This window comes from Arthrobacter humicola, assembly GCF_022803015.1.
In the GTDB taxonomy this organism is placed as follows: domain Bacteria; phylum Actinomycetota; class Actinomycetes; order Actinomycetales; family Micrococcaceae; genus Arthrobacter; species Arthrobacter humicola_A.
Genome location: NZ_JAFKON010000009.1, coordinates 38141 through 61649, shown reverse-complemented (window position 1 = coordinate 61649; position 23509 = coordinate 38141). Strand labels below are relative to the sequence as shown.

21 protein-coding genes are annotated in these 23509 nt (G+C 66.1%); 17 read left to right on the top strand and 4 right to left on the bottom strand.

Annotation, left to right across the window (positions count from 1 at the left end; translation table 11 throughout):
- The first annotated feature begins 50 nt into the window (after nt 1-50).
- The gene (locus ARTB_RS16820) at nt 51-2282 is read left to right on the top strand and encodes an McrB family protein (RefSeq protein ID WP_243181567.1); all 2232 of its coding nucleotides are present in this window, start codon (nt 51-53) and stop codon (nt 2280-2282) included.
- On the top strand, nt 2275-3657 hold the full coding sequence (locus tag ARTB_RS16815; RefSeq protein WP_243181566.1) for an McrC family protein: 1383 nt from the start codon (nt 2275-2277) through the stop codon (nt 3655-3657). The genes ARTB_RS16820 and ARTB_RS16815 overlap by 8 nt, the downstream gene beginning before the upstream one ends.
- Here ARTB_RS16815 and ARTB_RS16810 read toward each other — a convergent pair.
- The 3 genes from ARTB_RS16810 to ARTB_RS16800 all read right to left on the bottom strand — a co-directional run bounded on the left by ARTB_RS16810 (nt 3654) and on the right by ARTB_RS16800 (nt 5196).
- On the bottom strand, nt 3654-4010 hold the full coding sequence (locus ARTB_RS16810; protein ID WP_243181565.1) for a hypothetical protein: 357 nt from the start codon (nt 4008-4010) through the stop codon (nt 3654-3656). The two genes, ARTB_RS16815 and ARTB_RS16810, sit on opposite strands and share 4 nt — an antisense overlap.
- A gap of 146 nt (nt 4011-4156) precedes the next feature.
- Nucleotides 4157-4630, bottom strand: a complete 474-nt coding sequence (locus ARTB_RS16805) for a very short patch repair endonuclease (protein WP_243181564.1) — start codon at nt 4628-4630, stop codon at nt 4157-4159.
- 131 nt (nt 4631-4761) lie between these two features.
- Nucleotides 4762-5196, bottom strand: a complete 435-nt coding sequence (locus ARTB_RS16800) for a pyridoxamine 5'-phosphate oxidase family protein (RefSeq protein WP_028275641.1) — start codon at nt 5194-5196, stop codon at nt 4762-4764.
- Nucleotides 5197-5384: 188 nt separating this feature from the next.
- On the opposite strand from ARTB_RS16800, the gene ARTB_RS16795 reads away from it, so the two are divergent.
- On the top strand, nt 5385-6041 hold the full coding sequence (locus tag ARTB_RS16795) for a DUF6318 family protein (RefSeq protein WP_308197250.1): 657 nt from the start codon (nt 5385-5387) through the stop codon (nt 6039-6041).
- Nucleotides 6042-6100: 59 nt separating this feature from the next.
- Nucleotides 6101-6964: a hypothetical protein gene (locus tag ARTB_RS16790; protein ID WP_243181562.1), complete on the top strand. Its 864-nt coding sequence runs from the start codon at nt 6101-6103 to the stop codon at nt 6962-6964.
- A 7-nt stretch (nt 6965-6971) separates the two neighbouring features.
- Here the strand turns inward: ARTB_RS16790 and ARTB_RS16785 are convergent, their stop codons facing one another.
- Nucleotides 6972-8309 (bottom strand): helix-turn-helix domain-containing protein, encoded by a 1338-nt coding sequence (locus tag ARTB_RS16785; protein WP_243181561.1) that lies wholly within the window; start codon nt 8307-8309, stop codon nt 6972-6974.
- A 205-nt stretch (nt 8310-8514) separates the two neighbouring features.
- On the opposite strand from ARTB_RS16785, the gene ARTB_RS16780 reads away from it, so the two are divergent.
- The 13 genes from ARTB_RS16780 to ARTB_RS16725 all read left to right on the top strand — a co-directional run bounded on the left by ARTB_RS16780 (nt 8515) and on the right by ARTB_RS16725 (nt 23474).
- Entirely contained in the window at nt 8515-10305 is a 1791-nt protein-coding gene (locus ARTB_RS16780; RefSeq protein WP_243181560.1) for an NAD(P)/FAD-dependent oxidoreductase, read from the top strand.
- Nucleotides 10306-10452: 147 nt separating this feature from the next.
- On the top strand, nt 10453-11508 hold the full coding sequence (locus ARTB_RS16775; protein WP_243181559.1) for a 2,3-butanediol dehydrogenase: 1056 nt from the start codon (nt 10453-10455) through the stop codon (nt 11506-11508).
- Nucleotides 11509-11590: 82 nt separating this feature from the next.
- Nucleotides 11591-12661, top strand: coding sequence for an alkene reductase (locus ARTB_RS16770; RefSeq protein WP_243181558.1), 1071 nt, complete (start codon nt 11591-11593; stop codon nt 12659-12661).
- A 584-nt stretch (nt 12662-13245) separates the two neighbouring features.
- Nucleotides 13246-13956: a GntR family transcriptional regulator gene (locus ARTB_RS16765; RefSeq protein ID WP_243181557.1), complete on the top strand. Its 711-nt coding sequence runs from the start codon at nt 13246-13248 to the stop codon at nt 13954-13956.
- Between the two features lie 170 nt (nt 13957-14126).
- Nucleotides 14127-15467: an MFS transporter gene (locus ARTB_RS16760; RefSeq protein ID WP_243181556.1), complete on the top strand. Its 1341-nt coding sequence runs from the start codon at nt 14127-14129 to the stop codon at nt 15465-15467.
- Entirely contained in the window at nt 15464-16573 is a 1110-nt protein-coding gene (locus ARTB_RS16755) for a 2-hydroxyacid dehydrogenase (protein ID WP_243181555.1), read from the top strand. Before ARTB_RS16760 ends, ARTB_RS16755 begins: the two co-directional genes overlap by 4 nt.
- A gap of 78 nt (nt 16574-16651) precedes the next feature.
- Nucleotides 16652-17656, top strand: a complete 1005-nt coding sequence (locus tag ARTB_RS16750) for a sugar phosphate isomerase/epimerase family protein (protein WP_028275649.1) — start codon at nt 16652-16654, stop codon at nt 17654-17656.
- A gap of 149 nt (nt 17657-17805) precedes the next feature.
- A complete protein-coding gene (gene dhaL, locus ARTB_RS16745; protein ID WP_243181554.1) occupies nt 17806-19578 on the top strand; it encodes a dihydroxyacetone kinase subunit DhaL in 1773 nt (590 codons plus the stop codon).
- Nucleotides 19575-20057: a ribose-5-phosphate isomerase gene (locus ARTB_RS16740; RefSeq protein ID WP_018775886.1), complete on the top strand. Its 483-nt coding sequence runs from the start codon at nt 19575-19577 to the stop codon at nt 20055-20057. Before dhaL ends, ARTB_RS16740 begins: the two co-directional genes overlap by 4 nt.
- A gap of 2 nt (nt 20058-20059) precedes the next feature.
- Nucleotides 20060-21046 carry a 3-hydroxyacyl-CoA dehydrogenase family protein gene (locus ARTB_RS16735; protein ID WP_243181553.1) on the top strand — a complete coding sequence of 329 codons (987 nt, stop codon included), beginning with the start codon at nt 20060-20062 and terminating at the stop codon, nt 21044-21046.
- Between the two features lie 36 nt (nt 21047-21082).
- Nucleotides 21083-21850 carry an SDR family NAD(P)-dependent oxidoreductase gene (locus tag ARTB_RS16730; RefSeq protein WP_243181552.1) on the top strand — a complete coding sequence of 256 codons (768 nt, stop codon included), beginning with the start codon at nt 21083-21085 and terminating at the stop codon, nt 21848-21850.
- Nucleotides 21851-21862: 12 nt separating this feature from the next.
- Nucleotides 21863-21988: a hypothetical protein gene (locus ARTB_RS21645; RefSeq protein ID WP_279294359.1), complete on the top strand. Its 126-nt coding sequence runs from the start codon at nt 21863-21865 to the stop codon at nt 21986-21988.
- Nucleotides 21989-22124: 136 nt separating this feature from the next.
- The gene (locus ARTB_RS16725; RefSeq protein WP_028275652.1) at nt 22125-23474 is read left to right on the top strand and encodes an MFS transporter; all 1350 of its coding nucleotides are present in this window, start codon (nt 22125-22127) and stop codon (nt 23472-23474) included.
- The last annotated feature ends 35 nt before the right edge of the window (nt 23475-23509 follow it).

The following is a 23509-nucleotide window of genomic DNA, read 5'->3' as shown; positions in this document are numbered from 1 at the left end:
GGGGTCGGCGTTAAGTGGGCGCGTTCAGTTTAAGCCTGTAAATTGAACGTATGACCCCAACCAAGAAGCCTGCCCTGCACCGCGCCCTCGGTATCTCCAAGGAGATTGAAGACGCGGCGTGGTTTGTGCTGGGCCCGGGGTTGCTCGGCAAGGCGTCCCCCCTGGACGGCCGCACCAAAACGTGGTCCGTCCAGGCTGCCGCGGAGTTGCTGGAACGCCTCGAACGGGGCGTTCCAGATCCCAAGGCGCCGATGATGACCAACCTGCGCCAGAACCTGGAAGACGCCACCCGCGGGGCGAAGCAACTGGCCGTGGAGCTGCTCTTCCTCCAGTCCCTGCCGCTGGCCCACGAGGTCAAGTCGCTGAAGGTCAAGCGGGCCCGCGTCGCCGAGGCGGCATCCTGGCTGGAGCCTGCGATGGAGCTCCCCGACGAGCTCTACGCGGGCATGACGGACCACGGCGTGATCCGGGACCGCACCGCCGAATTCAACTGGACCATCTGGGACCACCTGAAATGGCTCTGCCGCTTCGTGCAGCACGTCGCACAGCGGCCGGCCCACGTCGTCCAGGCCGCGGTCAAGGATCCGCTGGCCTTCCACCGGCTGGTCGCCGGCACCCCGGATGACCAGCCGGCCATCCGCCGCAGCATTGAGTTCCTGGTCTGGCCCAGCTACTTCGAACCCGTGGTGGCCGATGTCGAACGGCAGGAGATCCGCGACGCCTTCGCTTCCCTCGTGGGCGGGGCCAAGGGGGACAGCGACGAGGACATTTCGGCGGACATACACCGGATCCGCCTGCACCTGGACCAGCAGGCCGGGCAGCGGATCGACTGGTACTCACGCCAGCTGGTGAGCCAGTGGCGGAAGGTCGGCGACCCCGGCCGCCGCGCCTGGCTCCTGCGCACCCACCACGACAACGCCGAGCTGCTGGGGGAGTGGCGGGACGAGGAAGCGGTGACGCTCGACGTCGAACACCTCCGCCTGCTGGACCCCGGCGTCACCGCGGGGCTGGTCCAGAACGCCGTTGACGAGGACTACAAGCACCTCGGCTACGTGGAGCGTGAGGACACCAAGACCGCAGTCTTCGCCTTCCTGACCGTCATGAAGCCGGGTGACCTTGCGCTCTACCAGAGCTCGGGCAAGGTCCGGATCGGCGTGGTCCTCGGCGAACCCGAGCATGCCAAAGACAACCGCCAGCTCCGCCGCAAGGTCCGCTGGTTCGATGAGGAACACGACGCCACCGGCCTGCCCCGCCACGTGCAGCGCCAGCTGACCACCTCCGGCAACATCGTGGACATCACCCGCGTGATCCAGGCGCTCGAGGCGCTGCTGCCGGCTGAAGCGGAAGCCGAGGACGGCGACGGCGCCGCGCCGGATGCCGCCGTCGAACCGGCCTGTGACGGGTTCCGGCCGCTGACGCCGGAGTTCGCCGCGTCCCTGCACATGGACCTGGAGCCGCTGCAGGAAATCGCCGAACTCCTCGAGGAGAACCGGCAGCTGGTGCTCTACGGTCCGCCGGGAACCGGCAAGACGTACCTCGCCAAACACCTCGCCGCCGAGCTCGCCGGCGACACCACGGACGAGCGGGTCAAGCTGGTCCAGTTCCACCCGTCGTACGCCTATGAGGATTTCTTCGAGGGATTCCGCCCGGACAAGACGGACGAGGGACAGGTCTCCTTCAAGCTCGTGGCGGGACCGCTGCGCCGGCTCGCCGAGGAAGCGGCCAAGCCCGGGAACGAGAGCAAACCGTACTTCCTGATCATCGACGAGATGAACCGGGCCAACCTCGCCAAGGTGTTCGGCGAGCTGTACTTCCTGCTCGAATACCGCGACGACCGCATCTACCTGCAATACAGCCCCAACGAGCCGTTCACCCTGCCGGACAACCTTTACATCATCGGCACCATGAACACCGCGGACCGGTCCATCGCGATGATGGACGCGGCCATCCGGCGGCGGTTCTCCTTCATCGAGCTGCACCCGAAGACGGAACCCGTGAAGGGCTCGCTGCTGCGCTTCCTCCAGGCCCGCGACCTGGACACGACGCCGGCCCTGCTGCTTGACGCTTTGAACGACGCGATCGACGAATGGGACCGCGACCTCATGATCGGGCCCTCCTACTTCATGAAGAAGTCCGCGCAGACGCCCAAGGGCCTGAGCAGGATCTGGAAATACGAGCTCATGCCGCTGCTGGAGGAGCACTATCACGGGCAGCTCAACCGCGCCCAGCTCGAGGAACGGTTCGGACTGGAACAACTCCTGGGCCGCCTGGCGCATGCCTAGGCTGGCCGGGGACGCCGTAGCGCTGGACCGCAGTTCGTCGGACCGCAATGCCTCTGACCATCGGGGTTCATCCGGAGGCGGTCCGGCCGGGCGCGGTTCATCCGGACGGGGTTCATCCGGACGGGGTTCATCCGGACGCGGTGCGGCGGAGGCCTGCCGGCACATTGTCCTCGACGAACTCTCCGCCGGCGTCGTGGAGCGGCTTGATCCGGACACTGCAGCCTACGTCAACGCCAGCGGCCTGGCGAAGGCCTCGCCGATGGGCATGGGCCTGTACCGGGTCGAACCGGTGGGGACCGTCGGCTCCGTGCGCACTCCCGCCGTGCAGCTGGAGGTGCGACCGAAGGGTCGGCTCGGTCTGAGCCGTTTGCTGTTCCTGCTCGGCTACGCGGGGGACCAAGGGTTCCGGGACGATTCTGTCGCCGCGGTGGAGCACACTGAACTTTGGAGCGCCCTGGCCGAATCCCTGGCGCAGCTCGCTGACCGGGCGCTGAGCCGCGGCGTGCTGCAGGGGTATCTCATGGTGGAAGAATCCCTCCGGACCGTCAAGGGCCGGATCCGGATGTCGGACCAGATTTCCCGCCGGCCCGGCATGCTGGTTCCGCTGGAAGTCTCCTACGACGAGTTCACCGAGGACATCGCGGAGAACCGGATTCTGCGCGCCGCACTGGAACGGATGTCCCAGGTGCCGCGGGTTCGGCCGGAAGTCCTGAGCCGCCTGCGCCAGCTCAAGGGAAAGCTCGACGCCGTGACGCGCCTTCAGTCCGGCGCGCCGCTGCCGCAGTGGCGGCCCAGCCGGATGAACACCCGTTACCACGCCGCTCTCCGGCTCGCCGAACTGATCCTGCGGAACGCGTCGGCGGAGGCCGGCGACGGCAAGCAGCAGTCGGCGTCGTTCGTGGTGGACATGGCAAAGGTGTTCGAGGACTTCGTGGGAACAGCCCTGCGCGAAGCCATGGCCGCCTACCCCGGGGAAATGCGGTTGCGCTACAACGCCCTGCTGAACGAGGCCGTCCGCGACTCGGACCGCATTGTGGTGCAGCCCGGTGCCGTCCACTTCCTCGGCGGCCGGCCCGTGATGGTGTACGACGCCAAGTACAAGGCCGCGGCCGACGTCGGCGCGTCCCTTTCGGGCGACCACTACCGGATGCTGGCCTACTGCACATCCTTGCGGGTGCCGACGGCGTGGATCGTTTACCCGGGAGCCGGGGAAATCAAGCTGCGCCGAATTCTCAATACCGACATCGACATTGTCGAGTTCCCGCTGGATCTGTCGCTACCGCCCTCGGAAATCCTGGCCGCCGTGGCAGATCTTGCCCAGCAGTCGTGGGGCGAAGTGCTCCGGCAGGCCAGTATCGACAGGTCCGCCGGCTAGGCGGATTCCTGCTGGTCGGCCACTGTCCGCAAATGTTCCAGGAGCGCCTTTTCCGGCTGGCCCGGGTTGTTGGCGACGTGCCACTGGAGTTTCTCCCGCACGTCAGCTTCTTCCGGGTTGGTGCCAGCCAGAACCTCATCAATGATCGAGGCCGCCTGCCGGCGCAGCGGCTCCAGATCCGGGTTCGCTCCGCGGAGCGGGCGGGCCCGGAAGCCGTGGAGCCTCGTGTGGCCGAGGCGACGGAACGGCAGAACTGTGGGGCTGGAATCTGTGGGGCTGGAATCTGCGGGACTGGAATCTGTTGGCGCAGCAGCCGTTTCGGGCTGGTCGTTGGACATCAGCAAGTGCGGCATCGTGCGCTCTCCCGTGTTTGCAGTACGCGTTGGTACTGACCGAATAATGCCTATCGCCCCCGGAGTCGAATATTAGCTGAGGTCGTTCAGCCTGCACCGGAGGTGGGCCGCGCGACACGCGGGGCGTTGCTGCTCAGCGAAGGTCCTCAGGAGGGTTCGTCCCGGGCCGGGCTGTGCAGGAAAGGACTGTGGCGGGGAGGGCCCTGGAGGAAGGCATCGAGGCGGAGCTCCAACGCCGATCGGTCCTTCAGTTCGCACTCCCACACGGTGAGGACTTCCCAGCCATCGAGTTCGAGCTGAAGCCGCTGGGCGGCGTCGCGGTTCCGGGTGCGCGTGCGCTTGGTTTCCCAGAACTCGGCGTTTGCTTGGGGTGCGTGCTGGCCCACCCGGCAGTCGTGGAAATGCCAGAAGCAGCCGTTGACGAAGATGACTTTGCGGCGGCCGGCGAAGACGAGATCGGGGTTGCCCGGGAGTTTGCCGCCGCTCGCGGTGCCGTGCAGGCGATAGCGGTATCCCTTCGCGTGCAGTAGCCTACGGACCAGCATTTCCGGCTTGGTGTTCTTGCCCCGGATCCTGGACATGTTCCAGCTTCGCCGCTCCGGAGTCAGCTTGTCCGCCATTGTTTAAGTCTAGGCGGGTGCCAAGTCCTGGCGCCGGCCAGCAGCCGCCGGGCAGCAGCCTCGGGGCGCGGGTCTGAAGCGGACCGGGGGTGGCGGACCGGGGAACTGCGGGCGGTAGTCGCCGTCGGGCGTTAGATTTCCCGCTCCGGGTGTTCGCCGAACTGGAAGTGGCGTCCGCTGAGCGACGTCGGCGTAATTTCGACGTAGAAGTCCTTCAACGTCGGAACCCACGGTTTCAGCCCGAGGGCCTCGGCGTCGGCGATGTCCGCCGATTGGTCGAGCACGCGTGCAGTGCCGCGCAGGACTACTGACCATGCTTCCTCGGACAGGATCCCGTCGGTTTCGAAGAGAACCTTCGAGTTGATGGTGAGCTCGGCCAGTTTGTTTCCCGGGGCGGTGCGGAGGAACAGTTTCCGGCCGCTGGCCGCGTAGTTCACGGGGAAAATGTCGGGTTCTCCGGCCACGGTGACCACGAGCCTGCCGTGCTTTGTAGCCTCAATCAATGTCCAGGCTTGGTCGTCGTCCAGTGTGAGGATCGGATTGCCGTCTTCGTGTTCGAACATCATGGGTTCATTGTTCTGAATCGGGCGGTCGCTGGCTAGGGGCTAAAGGACTGCCGGGGTGTTCTGCTGGTCCGACAGGCGGGCGCATGCTGCCTGTGGATAATTTTGACCGGCAAAATGTGATCTCAGTTACCCTTAAGCCACAAATTGGCTTCAATCGTCTTGATTTTCTATCGGGGGAGTAGCTGACCATGACATCTCGCACTTCGCTTTCCGGTCCCTGGCGAGCCTGTGCGGTCGCTTGGGTGTCGATCTCCCTGATGTCGGCCACAGCGTGCAGCGGGGGTGGAACGCCACCTCCCGGATCTCCACCTGCTGCTTCGCAGAGTCCCTCAGGGCCGGCCACCCCGAGCACAACTCCAACACCTACTGCCAGCTACAAGCCCGCCGACGCGACCGGCAAGGCGCAGAACGTGCCAGTACCCGAGTTGCCGGAAGCTGCGAAGGCGGAGACGAAGGAAGGCGCTGTTGCTTTTGCCAAACATTGGTACACCCTGCTGAATTACGCTTATCAGACTGGGGAATTCCGGCTGATGGATGAGGTGACAGACTCATCCTGCAGGTTATGTGCGAAGGTGCGCTCGGGAATTGTGGAGTGGAACTCGGAAGGACGATGGATCGCGGGAGGGCTACTCCAAGCGAAGGGGGCCTATACCAACTTCGTCAAGACATCCCGGGGTACCTACCAGGTGACCACACAGTTGGAGCAGTCGGCAGGAGCCCTCTATCGAGCTGACTCAAGCGTCGAGAAATCCGTGCCTGCCTCCCAAGTGCTAGCAGATATCATGATTCTCCGCTTCTCTGACGGTCGTTGGATGGCGATGGATGTTGACCGGATCGGTGCATGAATCGCCTCGCGCGTTCAGGACGAAGGCGGTGGGGTATCGGGATTATGCTCGCCGCTGTCATGTCTCTTTCGACGGCCGTTAGCCCTTCTGCCAACGCCGAAGCATCCGACGTTTTCTGGAACGAGACGGGTGTGGGCGTGTGGAGGTATGACTCGACGTTCGGGGTTTGGGTGGATGCGCCCGGGACTGCTCCGGAGAGCCCATTCCAGTACAGGTTCGAGTATCTGTGCCTGATAGATAACAACAACTTCGATCTTCCGTGTCTAGCGGCGACGGCAGAGTGTAACGCTGGCGAAAACGGCCGCCCCGTTAGATGGTGGTGGAAGTTGGTTGTTGCGGGACCGAATGATTGGAGCCGCATCTCGCCTGACCGGTGTGTCTATCTCGAGAAACCCGTAGACGTGCTGGGCCAGATTGCCGCCCAGATTCAGACCAAATTTCAGCAACTACCAATCAATGCCGGCCGAAGCGTCATGCAGCCGAGCCCACACACTCTGAGGGGTGCCGAGACAAATTTCTATGCCGAGGCCATCGAGCAAACATTTGGCGTCGATATGCTGGGCCAAAGTGTGGCTATTGTGGCTAAGCCCGTGCAGTACTCCTGGAGCTATGGCGACGGCACCTCGCTCGGCCCGCAAGCGGTGGCCGGCGGACCGCTTCCGCAGGATCGCTGGGGCGAGAAGACCCTGACGAGTCACGTGTACACACAAACCGGCGACTTCCCGGTGGTTTTGACGACGCATTTCCAGGGAACCTACTCCGTCAATGGCGGACCGCCGCTGCCCATCCCCGGCCAAGGGCAATTCAGCTCGCCGCCGCAGACCGTCAGTGTCTGGCGGACGATCACCAGGAACTACGCAGACACGTGCCTGCAGAATCCCCAAGGCCAAGGCTGCCCCGGGGTCGCCCCGCCGCCTCCCTAGTCCGTGGCTAGGCTCGCAATTCCCGGTCCACCCGTTCCATCCGGGCATTCACGAGCTGGCAACGCGGGTCGTCCGGCCCCAATTGCGCAGCCACGGCAGCCGCAGTCGCCGTATCGAAGGACCCCATGTCGCTCGTGCACCACTGCAGCATCAGCCGGGCATCACCGCTTGACCGGACGGAAGCTCCCACGGCCGTGTTGAGCTCGTCGCGCATGAACCCGATCGCCAGATTGACCGAACGGGTGAGCAGTGTTGCCGGGTACGCCGCGAACGCCTCGGCAACCCGACCGCCCCGCAGGTGACCGGCCACAACGGAAGCGTCGGTAACGACGTTGAGGGTTGAAGAGAATCGGTAGGGGTTCGCTTCCAGGATATCTCCCAGAACGGCGCGGATCCGGTGCATCTCGGTCCGGATCGCCGCGCCGGTGCCCGCATCGCCATGGATCTCGTACGCCAATTCTTCGGCACTCCAGCCCTGATCACGCGAGGCCAGAAGGGCCAGGATCTCGGCGCGGCGCACAGTCAGCGGACGGCTGATGCCGCCGTCGACTGCCGCGGATGGCGCGTCCCCCAAGAGCCGCAGCACGAGCTGGGGTCGGGCGCCGCCGTCGCGCACTGCCCGCTCGCCACGGGGTGCCCGCTGCCCCGAGTGACCGATGCCGCCGTCGGGAAACGGGGCCGATTTCAGCAGCTCCTCTGCGAGCCGAACTCCGCAACGCACCAGCCGCAGGCTGTCCGGTGTGACCGATTCGAACGGGCCAGAGACGTCCAGGACGCCGACGATGTCGCCGGTCAAAGGGTCGCGAATGGGGGATGCGGTGCAAGCCCAGTCATGGTGGGTTCGCACGAGGTGCTCGGCCGAGAAGAGTTGCGCCGGGGCGCCGGTCACCAAGGCCTCGCTGATGGCGTTGGTGCCCACCCCTGATTCGGACCAGTCGGCGCCCTCCACGAACTCCAGCGAGTCCGCGAGCCGCAAGGCCTGCTTGCTGCCGACGCGCCACAGCACTTCGCCCTCGTGGTCGGTCACGATCAGCAGATGGCGTCCGGTCGCGGTCTCATCGGCCAGAAGCTGTGACAGCGCAGGCATCACCGCAGCCAGCCGATGGCCGGCGCTGAGGGATCGCGCCTCGGAGACTTCATGCCGGTGCAGAGGCCGGTGCTGGTCCGGATTGATGCCCAGTGCCAGGGAACGCTGCCAAGACTTGATAAGCGACGGCGAGAGGTGCGGATCCGGAATGCCCGAAATCGTGGTCTCGTGCGCCGCCCGGAGTATTCGGGCGTATTCCGCCGGTGCAGAAAACCTGAGGTCCGAGGGATGCGTGATGGGGCCGTTGCCCTGCCGCATGCTCATTCTCTCAACTCGCCCTCGAATCGTCGCACCCGGCTGGGTCCCTGCCGCCGTCGGCCAACCTGCGCGCCCGCCGACAGCTTGAGAGCTCCGTGTAACCCGATTGTAACCCCCTGCGACATTTACTTGTGATGCGGGTCACTGCGTGGTCTACGCGCCACGCAACGGGAGCGGCCCCCTGTCAGCAATGGAAAGAGGAAACATGCCTGAGACACCAAACGGCGTCGTCGGGGCGTGGCTGGCGCAGTTCGATGAGGCACTGCGCAGCCACAACACGGACGCCGCACTGGAACTTTTCGACGACGACTCGTACTGGCGCGACTTCGTCTCCTTCACCTGGAACCTCAAGACGCTGGAGGGCAAAGAGGACATCCGGCGCATGCTCGAGACGACCCTGGACGACGTGCAGCCCAGCAACTGGATCCTCGCCGAGGACGCCACCGGGGACGCCGCCAATGCCGAGGCCTGGGTGAACTTCGAGACCGCCCAGGCCCGGGGCTACGCCCATCTGCGCCTCCGGAATGGCAAATGCTGGACCCTGCTCACCACCATGCAGGAACTGAAGGGCTTTGAGGAAAAGAAGGGCCCCAACCGGGACAAGGGGGTCGCCCACGAGATCACCAAAGGACGCAAATCCTGGCTGGAACTGAAGGAGGAGCAGGAGGCGAGGCTCGGCTACGAAGACCAGCCCTACACCGTCATCATTGGCGGCGGCCAGGGCGGGATCGGGCTGGGCGCGCGGCTGCGGAGGCTCGGAGTGCCCACCATCATCATCGAAAAGAATGAGCGCGCGGGTGACTCCTGGCGTAACCGCTACAAGTCCCTCCACCTGCACGATCCGGTCTGGTACGACCACCTGCCCTACATGAAGTTCCCCGACGACTGGCCGGTTTTCGCGGCCAAGGACAAGATCGGCGACTGGCTGGAAAACTACACACGGATCATGGAACTGAACTACTGGTCCAAGACCGAGTGCACCAACGCCCGCTTCGACGAAACGTCCCAGGAGTGGGTGGTGGAGGTGATGCGCGACGGCGAACCGGTCACCCTGCGCCCGAAGCAGCTCGTCTTCGCCCTGGGTGTATCGGGGTACCCGAGCGTCCCCACGTTCGACGGCGCCGAGTCCTTCCTGGGGGAGCAGTACCACTCGTCCAAGCACCCGGGCGGTGGCGACTGGACCGGCAAGAAGGCCGTGGTCATCGGCTCCAACAATTCGGCCCACGATATTTGCGCCGACCTTTGGGAACACGGCGCGGACGTCACCATGGTCCAGCGGTCCTCGACGCATATTGCCCGCAGTGAATCCCTCATGGACCTGGCTCTCGGCGGGCTGTACTCCGAAGAGGCGCTGGCCAACGGCGTCACCACGGAGAAAGCCGACCTGCTGTTTGCCTCCTTGCCGTACCGGATTCTGCCCGAAGCCCAGATCCCGGTTTATGCGGAGATGGCCCGCCGGGACGCGGAGTTCTACGCCCAGCTCGAGGCTGCCGGCTTTGACCTGGACTTCGGCGTTGACGGCTCGGGCTTGTTCCTGAAGTACCTGAGGCGCGGCTCCGGCTACTACATCGACGTCGGCGCCTCGCAGCTGATCATCGACGGCCGGGTCAAGCTGGCCAATGGCCAGGTCAGCAAGATCACCGGCAACTCCGTCGTGATGGCCAACGGAACGGAGCTGGATGCCGACGTCATTATTTACGCCACGGGGTATGGGTCGATGAACGGCTGGCTGGCTGATTTGGTCTCGCCCGAGGTGGCGGACGCCGTCGGCAAGTGCTGGGGGTTCGGATCGGAGACGCCGAAGGATCCGGGGCCGTGGGAGGGGGAACTGCGCAACATGTGGAAGCCCACCAACGTGGAGAACCTGTGGATCCACGGCGGCAATCTGCACCAGAGCCGGCACTATTCGAATTATCTTGCCCTGCAGCTCAAGGCCAGGATGGAAGGGCTGCCGACGCCGGTCTTCGAGCTGCAGCCCACGCATCACGCGCGCTAACCGGACGCGCTGACTCACGGGGTCGTGACAATCTCAGGCACGGCCACCAGACTGGGGCTACGGCCCCGCTGTGAAAATCCAACTTCTATTCCGTGGATGCGCCTGATCGGGCGCATCCACGGTCCTGGACTGCGAAGGTGAAACACCATGAAAGCAGCACGATTCCACGCCCGCGAGGATCTCCGGATCGAAGACATTCAAGAGCCGGAGCTGCGACCGGGAACGGTGAAGATCGCCGTGGCCTGGTGCGGTATCTGCGGCACCGACCTCCATGAATTCCTGGAAGGACCCATTTTCACCCCGCCGCCCGGCCACCCCCACGGGCTCACCCACGAGGCCGCCCCGGTCACCCTCGGCCACGAGTTCTCCGGCACCATCGAGGAGCTGGGGGAAGGCGTCAGCGGTCTGGCCGTCGGAGACAACGTCGTCGTGGAGCCGTACTACGTCTGCAATGAATGCGGTCCCTGCCTCAGCGGCCACTACAACCTGTGCACCAAGTTGGGCTTCATCGGCCTGGCGGGCGGCGGTGGCGGCTTGAGCGAGAAGATCGTCGTCGACACCCGGTGGGTGCACTCTGTCGGCGCCATCCCCCTGGACGAGGCCGCCCTGATCGAACCCCTTGCGGTGGCGTATCACGCCGTCGGCCGGAGCGGCGTCAAAGCCGGGGACGTCGCCGTCGTCGGGGGTGCCGGACCCATCGGCCTGCTGACCGCCGCGGTCCTCAAAGGCATCGGCGTCACCACGATCGTTACCGAGCTGTCTGCCGCCCGCAAAGACAAGGCGACTTCGTCCGGGGTCGCGGATCACGTGCTCGATCCGAGTGCCGAGGACGTCAAGGCGCGCGTGCTGGAACTGACCGACGGTGCGGGGGCCGATGCGGCGTTTGAATGTGCCGGTGTGAATGCGGTGCTGGACACCATGCTCGACGTCGTGAGGCCCGCCGGCGTCGTCGTCAACGTCTCGATCTGGGGGCACCCGGCCACGGTCGACATGCAGAAAGTAGTGCTCAAGGAAATTGACCTGCGCGGCACCATCGCCTACTGCGGCGACCACGAAGCCGCCATCAGGCTCGTCCAGGAAGGAAAAGTCGACCTGAAACCCTTCATCACGGGGCGGATCGCCTTGGACGACTTAGTGGACAAGGGGTTCGACACGCTGATCAACCACAACGACACCGCGGTGAAGATCATTGTCCACCCGTAGTGATCCGAGTCTCACGCGGGAATAGTTGCAGACGCCTCGCAGTTGCCGCCAGTGAACCCATTTACTGCGAAAGGAATTGCGCATGCTGTTTTCCCCGATGACCCTCGGCGAGCTGGAACTGCCCAACCGGCTCGTCATGGCGCCGCTGACCCGTCTCCGTTCCGGCCAGGAAGGTATCCCGGGGCCCCTGGTTGCCGAGCACTACCGCCAGCGCGCCTCACTGGGCCTGATCGTCAGCGAGGGCACCTATCCGAGCCCGGCCGGGCGCTCGTACCCGGGCCAGCCCGGCATCGTCACCCCGGACCAGATTGCCGGCTGGAAGAAGGTCACGGACGCCGTTCACGCCGAAGGCGGCCGGATCTTCGCGCAGATCATGCACGGTGGCCGGGTTTCACATGAGGACATCACCGGCGGCCACCAGGTAGTTGCGCCTAGCGCCATCGCCGTCGAGGCAGAGACCCGTACGTCCAAGGGCAAGCAGGCGCACCCCGTGCCGCACGCCCTGACCACCGACGAACTGCCCGGCGTCCTGCAGGAAATTGTCCAGGGCTCGCGGAACGCCATCGAGGCAGGGTTCGACGGCGTGGAGCTGCACTCTGCCAACGGTTACCTGCTGCACGAATTCCTGGCACCGTCGTCGAACCAGCGTGACGACACCTACGGCGGCACGCCCGAGAACCGGGCGCGCTTCGTGATCGAAGTTGTGCAGGCCGTGGTGGAGGCCGTGGGCGCCGAACGCGTCGGCATCAGGATCTCGCCGGAGCACAACGTCCAGGGTGTCACCGAACTGGACGCCGCAGATGTTCGTGAGACGTACCGCCTGCTGGTGGATGCTATTGCGCCGCTGAACCTGGCCTACCTGAGCATCCTGCACAAGGATCCCACCGGCGAGCTGGTCCAGGACCTGCGGTCACGGTTCAACGGCGCCTTCCTCGTCAATACCGGATTCGGCGTCATCACCACACGGGATGAGGCCATCTCGCTGGTTGCCGACGGGCACGCTGACGCCGTCGTCGTCGGACGCCCGGCCATCGCCAACCCGGACCTCGCCCGCCGCTGGCGCGAAGGCCTGCCGGTCAACGAGCCAAACGCATCCACGTTCTACGCCGACGGCGCCGAGGGCTACACCGACTACCCGGTCTACCAGAACTAGGGCCATCTGCGGCGCGGTGACTCCCGCGGAGCCGCGCAGCGCACGCTCGGTTGGACATGCTCAGCCGCAGCCACGACCAGTGGGCAGAATGCCATTCTGCCCACTGATCGCATTTAACAATGAGCATGTCCCTCGCAGGGCAGGTCCGAGACAGGATGCGCGAGTCACAGGGCCGCGCCCGCTGCCGGACATGTGCCGCGATGATCTGCACGAGAGAGCATGTTCCTCGCGGCGCATCATGGCCACCGGACATGCCCGGCGGCAGCCACGGCCAGTGGGCAGAATGCCATTCTGCCCACTGGCCGCGCCTAACAATGAGCATGTCCCTCGCCGGTTGGGCCTAAGACTGGACATGTGCCTCGCTGGAATGTGCGGGTGGGCATGTCCCGTCCTGCACATCGGGGCCACCAGGACATGGTCCCTCGACGAATTGGCCACTGGACATGTCCCGTGGCTGGCGCCGGGACTGGGCATGTCCCCCGTGGGCTTATGACGCGGAGCGAGGGGCATCTCCAGCGGTGGGGGCGGCAAATGGGCATGCCCCGAAGGGGGCCTCTCCGTGCCTGGTCCTATAGGATCTGAAGATGCAATTAGCTTCCACCGGCAGCCATTCTGAGGGGCGCCCCGCCGGCCGCCCCGTCAGCCGGCAGGTCCTGGCGGACCACGTCTATGAGGAACTTCTGGCGTCGCTGATGGATGGCCGGCTGGAACCCGGAACCGCGGTCAGCATCGACGGGACCGCCCGGGAACTCGACGTCTCGCCCACCCCCGTGCGGGAGGCGCTCGCCAGGCTGGAACACACCGGGATGGTGCGCCGCGTGGCCCTTAAGGGCTACCGGGTTGCTCCGGTGTTCACCCGGGAAGACTTCGCCGAGCTTATGGAAGCCCGGCTCGCGATCGAACCTGTGAACGCCCGCCTGGCGTGTGCCCGGCTGACCACCGGCCACCTGGCCGAATTGGAACGGGCAGTCGCCGATCTCAAGGACGCACCGCGCGGGCCCTCGTTCGCCGAGTTCCGCGGCTACCTCGAGGCCGACGAGCGGTTCCACCGGCTGATCGCGGAGCAGACGGGCAACCAGTTCATGGTGGCAGCCTATGCCGCCCTCGGCGGGCAGATTCAGCGCTTCCGCCTGTTCGGGGGAGTGGGGATCACCGACGCCGACCATGCGATCGCCGAACATCAGGCCGTCCTGGATGCCTTGGCGACGGGCGACCCGGAGAAGGCCGCAGCCGCAATGGCCGAGCACGTGCAAAAGGTGCGCGGCCGCGCCATCGCGGACGCTCCCGCGGAATAAGCCTCGCTTCCCAGGCTGACGCGCGCGGGTCCAACACCGCGTAACAGTGCGCCGTACCCGCTTCTGCGCCCTCTTTTTTGTGACCCCCTTCACAGCTGATCGAAGACCCTATAGGATCTTCGATTGTGACGGCTACGGTGCCGGCATGGGGAGTCACAAGGGAGTGAAGAGTGCAAACAGAAACTTTGGCCGCAGGGCCCAAGGAGTCCGCAACACGCCGCACCATCAAGAATCTGCGGTGGTGGATTCTCGGCTGGGCGCTGGCCGCCGGCATCATCAACTACATGGACCGCAGTGCGATCTCCATCGCCGCGCCGCAACTGATCAAAGACTTCGGCATGACCCGGACGGACATTGGCCTCCTGGGCACCGTGTTCTCCTGGACCTACGCTTTTGCCCAGCTGCCCGCTGGCTGGCTCGTGGACAAGCTGGGCGCCCGACGGATGTACTTCCTCGCAATCGCGGGCTGGAGCATCGCGACCGCGCTGATGGCCGTCGGCACCAAGATGTGGCAGTTCGTCACGTTCCGCTTCCTGCTCGGCATCACCGAGGCCCCCAACGGGCCGGCGTCGGCAAAGCTCACCGCCGACTGGTTCCCCCGGGCCGAGCGCGGACAGGCCACCGCCATCTGGGACAGCGGTTCCAAGTGGGGACCCGCCATCGCGCCGCCCGTCCTGACCGCCATCATGCTCGCGTTCGGCTGGCAGGCCATCTTCCTCTTCCTCGGCGCCGCAGGCATCGTGCTGGCATTGGCCTTCTTCCTTTACTACCGCGCTCCCGAAGAGCACAAGCGCATCAGCGCGAAGGAACTGGATTACATCGAAAGCCAGCGCACCACCCAGCTCCTGACTGCCAAGAAGGTTTCGTGGCTCGGACTCTTTAAGCACCGCCAGATCTGGGGCATGATGGCCGGATTCTTCTGCGTCATTTGGATCTGGAACATCTTCATCGTCTTCCTGCCGCTCTACCTGCAGGAAGAACGCGGTGCCAGCATCGCCAGCTCCGGCTGGCTTGCGGCTGTCCCGTACCTCGGCGCAGCCATCCTCGGCATCACCGGCGGCTGGGTCATGACGCGCTACTCGAAGAAGGCCGGCCGCGATCCGCTGCTGGCCAAGCGCCACGTGATGTCCATTGCAGCGGTTGCCGCCGGCATCTTGATCTGCCTCATCCCGTTCGTAGATTCCCTCCCGCTCGCCATCGCTGTCATGACCGTGGCACTGGGCTTCGTCGCCACCATGCAGGCGGCCGCGTGGGCCATGCCCGGCGACATCGTGGACAACTCACAGGTTGCCTCCGTCGGTGCCATCCAGAACTTCGGCGGCTACTTCGGCGGCGCCTTTGCCCCGCTGCTGACCGGTGTGATCGCCGATGCCACCGGCTCCTACGCGCCGTCGTTCGTGATCGGCGGCGTCATCGCCGCCCTGGCCGCAGTGGCGTACACCGTGCTGGTCCGCGAACCCATCAAGGACAAGACCGCAGCAGCGCAGACAGAAAGCCGAACCGACGCATGAGCACAGCAACAAATGCATTGACGACGACGGCGGTCGCCACCACGGCGGCCGCCCCGGCGGCGGGAACCACCACCGCGGGCGCCGCCCGCTCGCCGTTCACCGTGGCCGTCACGGCCGACGCCGCGCGGCCGGACGGAAGCTCCATTCACGGGGATCTGGGGCTGCAGCGGCTCAGCGAACATGGCATCAGCTGGAGCGTCCTGCCCAGTTACACAGACCCGGTTCCGCTGGCCGACCTCGCCGGGGTCCAGGCCGTGCTGTCCCTGGGGCACATCGCCTTCGATTCACGCACCGTGGACCACGCCCCGGACCTGAGGCTGATTGCCCGGTTCGGGGCCGGCTACGAAACCATCGACTTGGACGCCTGCACCCGCGCCGGCATCGTTGTCACCAACACCCCGGATGCCATCCGGCGGCCGTTGGCGGTGGCGGGACTGACGCTGCTCCTGGCGCTCTCCCACAAGCTCCTGGCCAAGGACAGGCTGACCCGGACCTCTGACTGGGCGCAGCGCGAGCACTACCGCGGCGCGCCGCTGGTGGGCCAGACGGTCGGCATCGTGGGCTTCGGCAGTGTGGGCGCTGAGCTCGCCCGCCTCCTGGCCCCGCTCGGGGTGAAAGTCGTGGGCAACAACCGCAGCGGCCGCCACGCGGAGGCCGCCGGACTCGGCGTCGAACTGCTGGGCCTGAATGAGCTCCTGGAGCGCTCGGATTACGTTGTGCTCTGCGCCGCGCTGACACCGGCGACCGAAAAACTGATCGGCGCGGCCGCGTTGGCGCGGATGAAGCCAAGCGCCTACCTGATCAATATCGGCCGCGGAAAGCTCGTGGACACGGATGCCCTCCGGGACGCCCTGCGGGAGGCCCGGATCGCCGGCGCCGGCCTGGACGTCTTTGAGCCGGAACCCCTGCTTCCCGACGACGAGCTCCTGACCTTGGACAACGTGGTGCTTTCCCCGCATTCCCTGTGCTGGACCGAGGACTTCACGCGGGACGTCGCGGCCAGCGCCATTGGCTCGATCCTGGCGGTCGCGGCAGGGGAGCGCCCTGCCAACGTCCTGAATCCGGAGGTCTTCGCGACAGCGGCCTTCGCCGCGAAACGCTCGTAACCCGGGGGTGTGACCTTGACAACATCCCTCTAGATAGTAAATCCTATAGGAAACAGGATTCCACGAAGGAGTGAACCCATGGCCTATACAGCCGAAAACTGGCCCATCACCGCAGCGCTCCTGCAGTTCCCGGGGACCGACGCGCAGGGCAACCACATCAACGACGCCGACGCCTCCGCCTGGGCCGAGGTCCTCACCGAGGTCAAGGACGCCGGCTTTGCCAATGCCGACCTCACGGACAGCTGGGTCCGCCCCGGTGACCTGAGCTCGGCGCGGCTCGCCGAGTTCAAGCAGACCGCGGACAACGTCGGCATCGGCATCCCCGTCATCTCGGCCATCCGCCGCAGCGTGATCGAGGAAGGCAACTGGGAAGCGAACCTGGCGTACAGCCACCGCACCATCGACGCCGCCGCCGAGCTGGGCTGCGAGGTCGTCTCGTTCGGACTGCACCAGGCCATCACCGCCGAGCAGCAGAAGCAGCTCTGGTTCTGGACCGTCGAAGGGTACAAGGACCCGGTAGGGGACAAGGAAACGTGGGGCAAAGCTGTGAGCCGCCTGCGCGACCTTGGCCAGCACGCGGCCGAGGTCGGCGTCCTGCTCTCGCTTGAAATGTACGAGGACACCTACCTCGGCACCGCTGATTCTTCCGTTCAGCTGGTCCAGGACATCGGCCTGGCCAACGTCGGCATCAACCCCGACATCGGCAACCTCATCCGGCTGCACCGCCCGATCGAGGACTGGCGCGAGATGGTCGCCAAGACCCTCCCGTACTCCAACTACTGGCACATGAAGAACTACATCCGCGACGAGGACGTCGCCCGGGACACCTACGTGGCGATGCCGGCCCCGATGGAAAGCGGCCTCATCAACTACCGCGAGGCGTTCAAGACCGCGCTCTCCGTCGGCTTCCAAGGCATCCTGTGCACCGAGCACTACGGCGGCGACGGCCTCAGCGTCACGGCCAGCAACCAGGACTACCTCCGCCGCCAGGTCCTGCCGAAGACCGACGGCTACGCCCTCGGCGCGAGCCAGGTGGCCCAGGGCCGGCAGTTGCCGGCAGCCACGGCACTCGCCAGCGCCTGAACGGGCGCCTGAAGCCAGCTTCTGAACTCAGCGCCTGACCGGGCGCCGACACCGGCGCGTGGTGCGGCCGTCAAGCCACTTGGGGGGCGGCCGCACCACCCACCTCAACCCACAGCATTAGTTCTCCAACACGGATTCAATGAGGAACCATGACCCAGATCTTCGACAATCCCGCTGATTTCGCGGATGAGGCACTGGACGGCTTCGTTGCGGCCAACCGCGGCTACGTGGCCCGAGTCGACGGCGGCGTCGTCCGCTCCACCGAAGTCCCCTCCGGGCAGGTGGCCCTGGTGGTCGGCGGCGGCTCCGGGCACTACCCGGCCTTCGCCGGCCTCGTCGGGCCCGGCCTGGCCACCGCCTCGGCCTGCGGCAACATGTTCGCCTCGCCCGCGGCCGGCCAGGTCTACCGCGTGGCCAAGGCCGCCAACGCCGGCGGCGGCGTGCTGCTGAGCTACGGCAACTATGCCGGCGACGTCCTGCACTTCGGCCAGGCCCAGCTGCGCCTCAACGCCGAAGGCATCGAAACCCGCACCGTCCTGGTCACCGACGACATCGCCAGCGCCCCGCTGGAGCAGATCGAGAAGCGCCGCGGCATCGCCGGGGACCTGACGGTCTTCAAGATCGCCGGCGCTGCCGCAGAGGCGGGACTGAGCCTGGACGACGTCGAACGGCTGGCCATCCGGACCAACTACCGCACCCGGTCCCTCGGCGTGGCCTTCGACGGCTGCACGCTGCCCGGCGCGGAGGCCCCGCTGTTCTCTGTCCCCGCGGGGCACATGTCCCTGGGCCTGGGCATCCACGGCGAACCGGGCATCTCCGACCACCCCATGCCCACCGCCTCCGAACTGGCCGAACTCCTGGTCAGCCGGCTCCTGGCCGACAAACCGGACGACGCCGGCACCCGCGTGGTCGCAATCGTCAACGGCCTCGGCACGGTCAAGTACGACGAACTCTTCCTGCTGTTCGGCAAGATCGAGAAGCTCCTCACCGCCGCCGGGCTCACCGTCGTCGAACCCGAATGCGGCGAGCTCGTCACGAGCCTGGACATGTCCGGGCTGTCCCTGACCCTGCTGTGGCTGGACGAGGAACTCGAGCAGTACTGGGCCGCCCCGGCCGACACCCCGGCGTTCCGCAAGGGAAACCTGGCACCCCGTGCCCGCCGCGAACTCGCGGGTCCGGACGCCGAAGAGACCGCCGACGTCGAACGGCCCACCGCCGCGGCGGCAGCCCTCGGCCGGCTGGCCGCCGACTTCCTCGGCCAGGCGCGGGACGTGGTGGTCGAGCATGAGGAAGAACTGGGCCACCTGGACGCCGTCGCCGGCGACGGCGACCACGGGATCGGCATGCGCCGCGGCGTGGACGCGGCAGTCACCGCGGCCGAACAGGCTGCCGCGAACGACGGCGGCGCCTCGCCGTCGCGGGTCCTGACCGCTGCGGGGGAGGCCTGGAGCGAACGCGCCGGCGGGACCTCGGGTGCGCTCTGGGGCTCGGCGATCATCGCCGCCGGACAGGCCCTGGGCAACCAGGACAGCTACAGCGGCGAGGACGCGGCCGCCGCGGTCACGGCCTTCGTGGATGCCATCACCGCGCTCGGCAAGGCCGAGCCGGGGGACAAGACCATGGTGGACGCCCTCTTGCCGTTCCAGGACGCTTTCCTCACCGCGTTCGACGCCGGCACACCAGTGGCCGGTTCCCTCGCCGCGGCGGCGGCCGCCGCCACAGCCGCCGCAGAGCGGACCGCCGGGCTGCGTCCGCTCAAAGGCAGGGCCCGCCCGCTCGCCGAGAAGAGCCTCGGCCACCCCGACCCCGGAGCGGTGTCCTTCGCCCTCATCGCGACCCGGATATCCACCCACACCGACACCGCAGACACAGGATCCCGGCCCGGCACCCCCGAGCCGGCGGAACAAGGAGCACAAGCATGAGCACAGCAACAGGCTGGCGCGTGGTCATCGGCAACGATGAGGCCGGCGTCGAATACAAGAACGCGCTGAAGGCGCTCCTCGAAGCCGACCCCCGTGTGGCGTCCGTGCAGGACGTGGGAGTCGGCGCCAACGACTCCACCGCTTATCCGCACGTCGCCGTCGACGCGGCCCGCAAGATCGCCGACGGCGACGCCGACCGGGCGCTGCTGATCTGCGGCACCGGCCTGGGCGTGGCGATCGCGGCCAACAAGGTCCCCGGCATCCGCGCCGTCACGGCCCACGACAGCTACTCGGTGGAGCGGTCCGTCCTGAGCAACAACGCCCAGGTGCTCACGCTGGGGCAGCGCGTCATCGGGCTGGAACTGGCCAAGAAGCTCGTGGGTGAATGGCTGAGCCACCGCTTCGACGAAAACTCCTCCTCCGCCGCGAAGGTGGACGCCATCTGCTCGTACGAACCCGAATACACGAAGGCAGTCTGAATATGACCGAATCAACAGCAACCGCAGCCGCCATCAACGCCGCCCGCAAGATCGCCGTCGTCGGCTCCGGCTACATGGGCGGCGGGATCGCGCAGGTCCTGGCACTCGGTGGCGCCCGGGTGGCGCTCGCGGATGTGTCCGCGGAAGTGGCCCAGAAGAATTACGAGCGGCTCCTGGCCGAATCCGACGAATTCGTTGCCGCCGGGCTGTTCCCGGAAGGCGCCACCGCAATCCTGAAGGAAAACCTCTGGCCCGCCAAGGACATCGAGGAGGCCGTGGCGGACGCCGACTTCATCGAAGAAGCCGTCCCCGAGGTCATCGAGATCAAGCACCAGACCCTCGCCCGCATCAGCGCGGCCGCCCGCCCGGACGCCATCATCGGGTCCAACACGTCCACGATCTCCATCGCGGACCTGTCCGAGCCGGTCACCAACCCGGAGCGCTTCCTGGGCGTGCACTTCTCCAACCCGTCCCCGTTCATCCCGGGCGTTGAAATCATCCCCCATGCCGGCACCTCGGCCGCCACGGTCGGCGCCGTCCGCGACCTCGTGCACGCGGCCAACAAGCAGACCGCCGTCGTCAAGGACGTCACCGGCTTCGTGCTCAACCGGCTCCAGTACGCGCTGTTCCACGAGGCCGCCCAGCTGGTGGAGCAGGAGATCGCGACCGCGGAGGACGTCGACACCCTGGTCCGCACCACCTTCGGCTTCCGGCTGCCGTTCTTCGGGCCCTTCGCCATTGCCGACATGGCCGGGCTGGACGTCTACAACTTCTGCTACAAGTCCCTCCAGACCGATTTCCCGGAACGGTTCGCGACGCCGAAGATCCTCACCGACCTGGTGGAGGCCGGAAAGCTGGGCACCAAGACCGGAGCTGGCTTCCTCAACGTCCCGGCGGAGCGCACGCCGGAACTGATCGCCTACCGGAACAAGGCGTACGTGGCCATGCAGAAGCTCATCGACGAGCTCGGCCCCGCCCCCATCAGCTGATTCCGCATCTTCCTCTTTCACTTCAGGAGCCTTCCCATGAGCACTTTCCCCACAGAACGCACCGCCATCATCACCGGCGCCGTGTCCGAGCGCGGCATCGGCCGCGCCACCGCCAGCTACCTGGCCGCACAGGGCTGGAGCATAGGCATCATCGACCTCGATGACGCCCTCTGCAAGGCGGCGGCCAAGGAACTGGCAGCCGAGCACGGCGTCAAGGCCTTCGGCGCCGGCGCCAACGTTTCCGACGAAGGCTCGGTCCGCGCGGCAATCGACGCCATCGAGGCGGAACTGCCGCAGATCGTTGCGCTCGCCAACGTGGCCGGGGTCAGCTCTCCGGTGCCCTACCTGGAACTCGACGCCGCCGAATGGGACCGGGTGCTGAACATCAACCTCAACGGCGTCCACTACGCCACCCGCCGCGTCGCAGAATCCATGGTGAAGAACAGGATCGGGCGCATCGTGAACATCTCCTCGGTCTCCGCGCAGCGTGGCGGCGGCACCTTCTCCAAGACGCCGTACTCCGTGGCGAAAGCCGGCGTGATCGGCCTGACCCGGGCCACGGCCCGTGAACTGGGCGAATACGACATCACGGTCAACGCCATCTCACCCGGGCCCATCGACACCGACATCATGGGCGGCACCCTCAGCGAGGAACGCAAGGACGAACTCACCAAAGACCTCGTGGTCAACCGGGTCGGTACCACCCGGGACATCGCAGCAGCCATCGCCTTCCTCATCAGCGAGGACGCCGGCTACATCTCCGGCCAGACGCTGAATGTGGATGGCGGACTCTACATGCACTAAGGAAGAAGCCTCGTGGCACAACACAGCCAAACCCCCGCGCCCGGATTCGCAGCCTGGAGCAAGGGACGCAAGATCTACCTCGCCGTCGGAATCCTGGCCTGCGCGGCCGGCGTCCTGATGATGGTTTTTTCGCGATAGTTTCTCCGGCCGGATCCGGCCCGGCCTGCCTTGGCCGGGCCGGATCCGGCGTGGCTGGGCCCGATCCGGCGCTCTCCACGCAACTGATTCACCCCACTGAGTTACACCACTGATTGCTCGACGAGGAGTTTTTTTGATGACCGTAACAACAACGTCCACTCGGGACCTACTGGAGACACCGGTCCTTAAATCGGCCATCTCCAAGGCCTCCCGGCGGCTCATGCCCATGCTGGTCATCCTGTACGTGGTGGCCTTCCTGGACCGCACCAACGTGGGCTTTTCCGAGGCGGCGCTGGGCGTGGACAAGGGCATTAGTGCCGGCGCATTCGCCCTGGGTGCCGGGATTTTCTTCATCGGTTACGCACTGTTCGAAATCCCGAGCAATCTGCTCCTGACCAAATTCGGCGCCAAGGTGTGGCTGGCCCGGATCGCCATCACTTGGGGCATCGTCTCGGCCTGCTTCGCGTTCGTCCAGGGCGAGACGTCCTTCATCATCCTGCGCTTCCTGCTGGGCGTCACCGAGGCCGGGCTGTTCCCCGGCGTCATCATGTTCCTGGCCGCATGGTTCCCCAACAAGGTCCGCGTCAAGATGTTCGCCATCTTCTACCTGGCCCAGCCGTTCTCCCAGATGCTGGGCGCGCCGCTCTCCGGCTGGCTGATCAACATCGGCGATCAGGTCCCCGGCGTCCAGGGCTGGCAGGTCATGTTCTTCGTCGAAGGCATGTTGGCCGTCGTTGCCGGCATCGCCGCCTACTTCTTCCTGATCAACAGCCCGCAGGACGCCAAGTTCCTGGACAAGGACGAGAAGAACGCGCTCCTGGAGGTCATGGCGCTCGAGGACACCGTCAAGGAAGAGTCCGGGCCGCACGGCGTCCTGGCCGCCATGAAGAACGGCAAGGTCTGGTACTTCACCGTCATCTACTTCTGCCTGCAGATCGCCGTCTACGGCGTCACCTTCTACCTGCCGCAGCAGGTCGCCCAGCTGACCGGCCAGAAGGTGGGCATCGCCGTCGGCCTGATGGCAGCCATCCCGTGGTTCTTCGGCATCTTCGCCTGCTACTTCATCGGCAAGGCAGCGAACACGGTGATCCGCCGCCGGGTCTGGGGCACCGGCCTATTCATCTCCACCGGACTCTGCATCTTCGGCTCTGCGTGGGCCGGCGCCAACCACATTCCGGCGCTCGGCATCATCTTCATCACCCTCGCCGTGTGCTCGTTCCTCTCCATCGGCCCCATCGCGTGGTCCTACCCGACGGCGTTCCTCACCGGAACCGCCGCGGCCGCGGGGATCGGCCTGATCAACTCGCTCGGTAACCTCGGCGGCTTCGTCGCGCCGATCCTGCGCACCTCGGTCAACCAGATCACCGCCTCGGACACCGGGACAATGGGCGTCTACGCCCTCGGCGTGCTCCCGTTCCTGGCAGCGGCCATGATGTTCGCGACCCGCCGCTTCAAGAACAAGGCCGACGAGCTGCTAGAACAGTAAAGGCCCCCGGCCTCACTTCCAGCGCGACGTCCAGC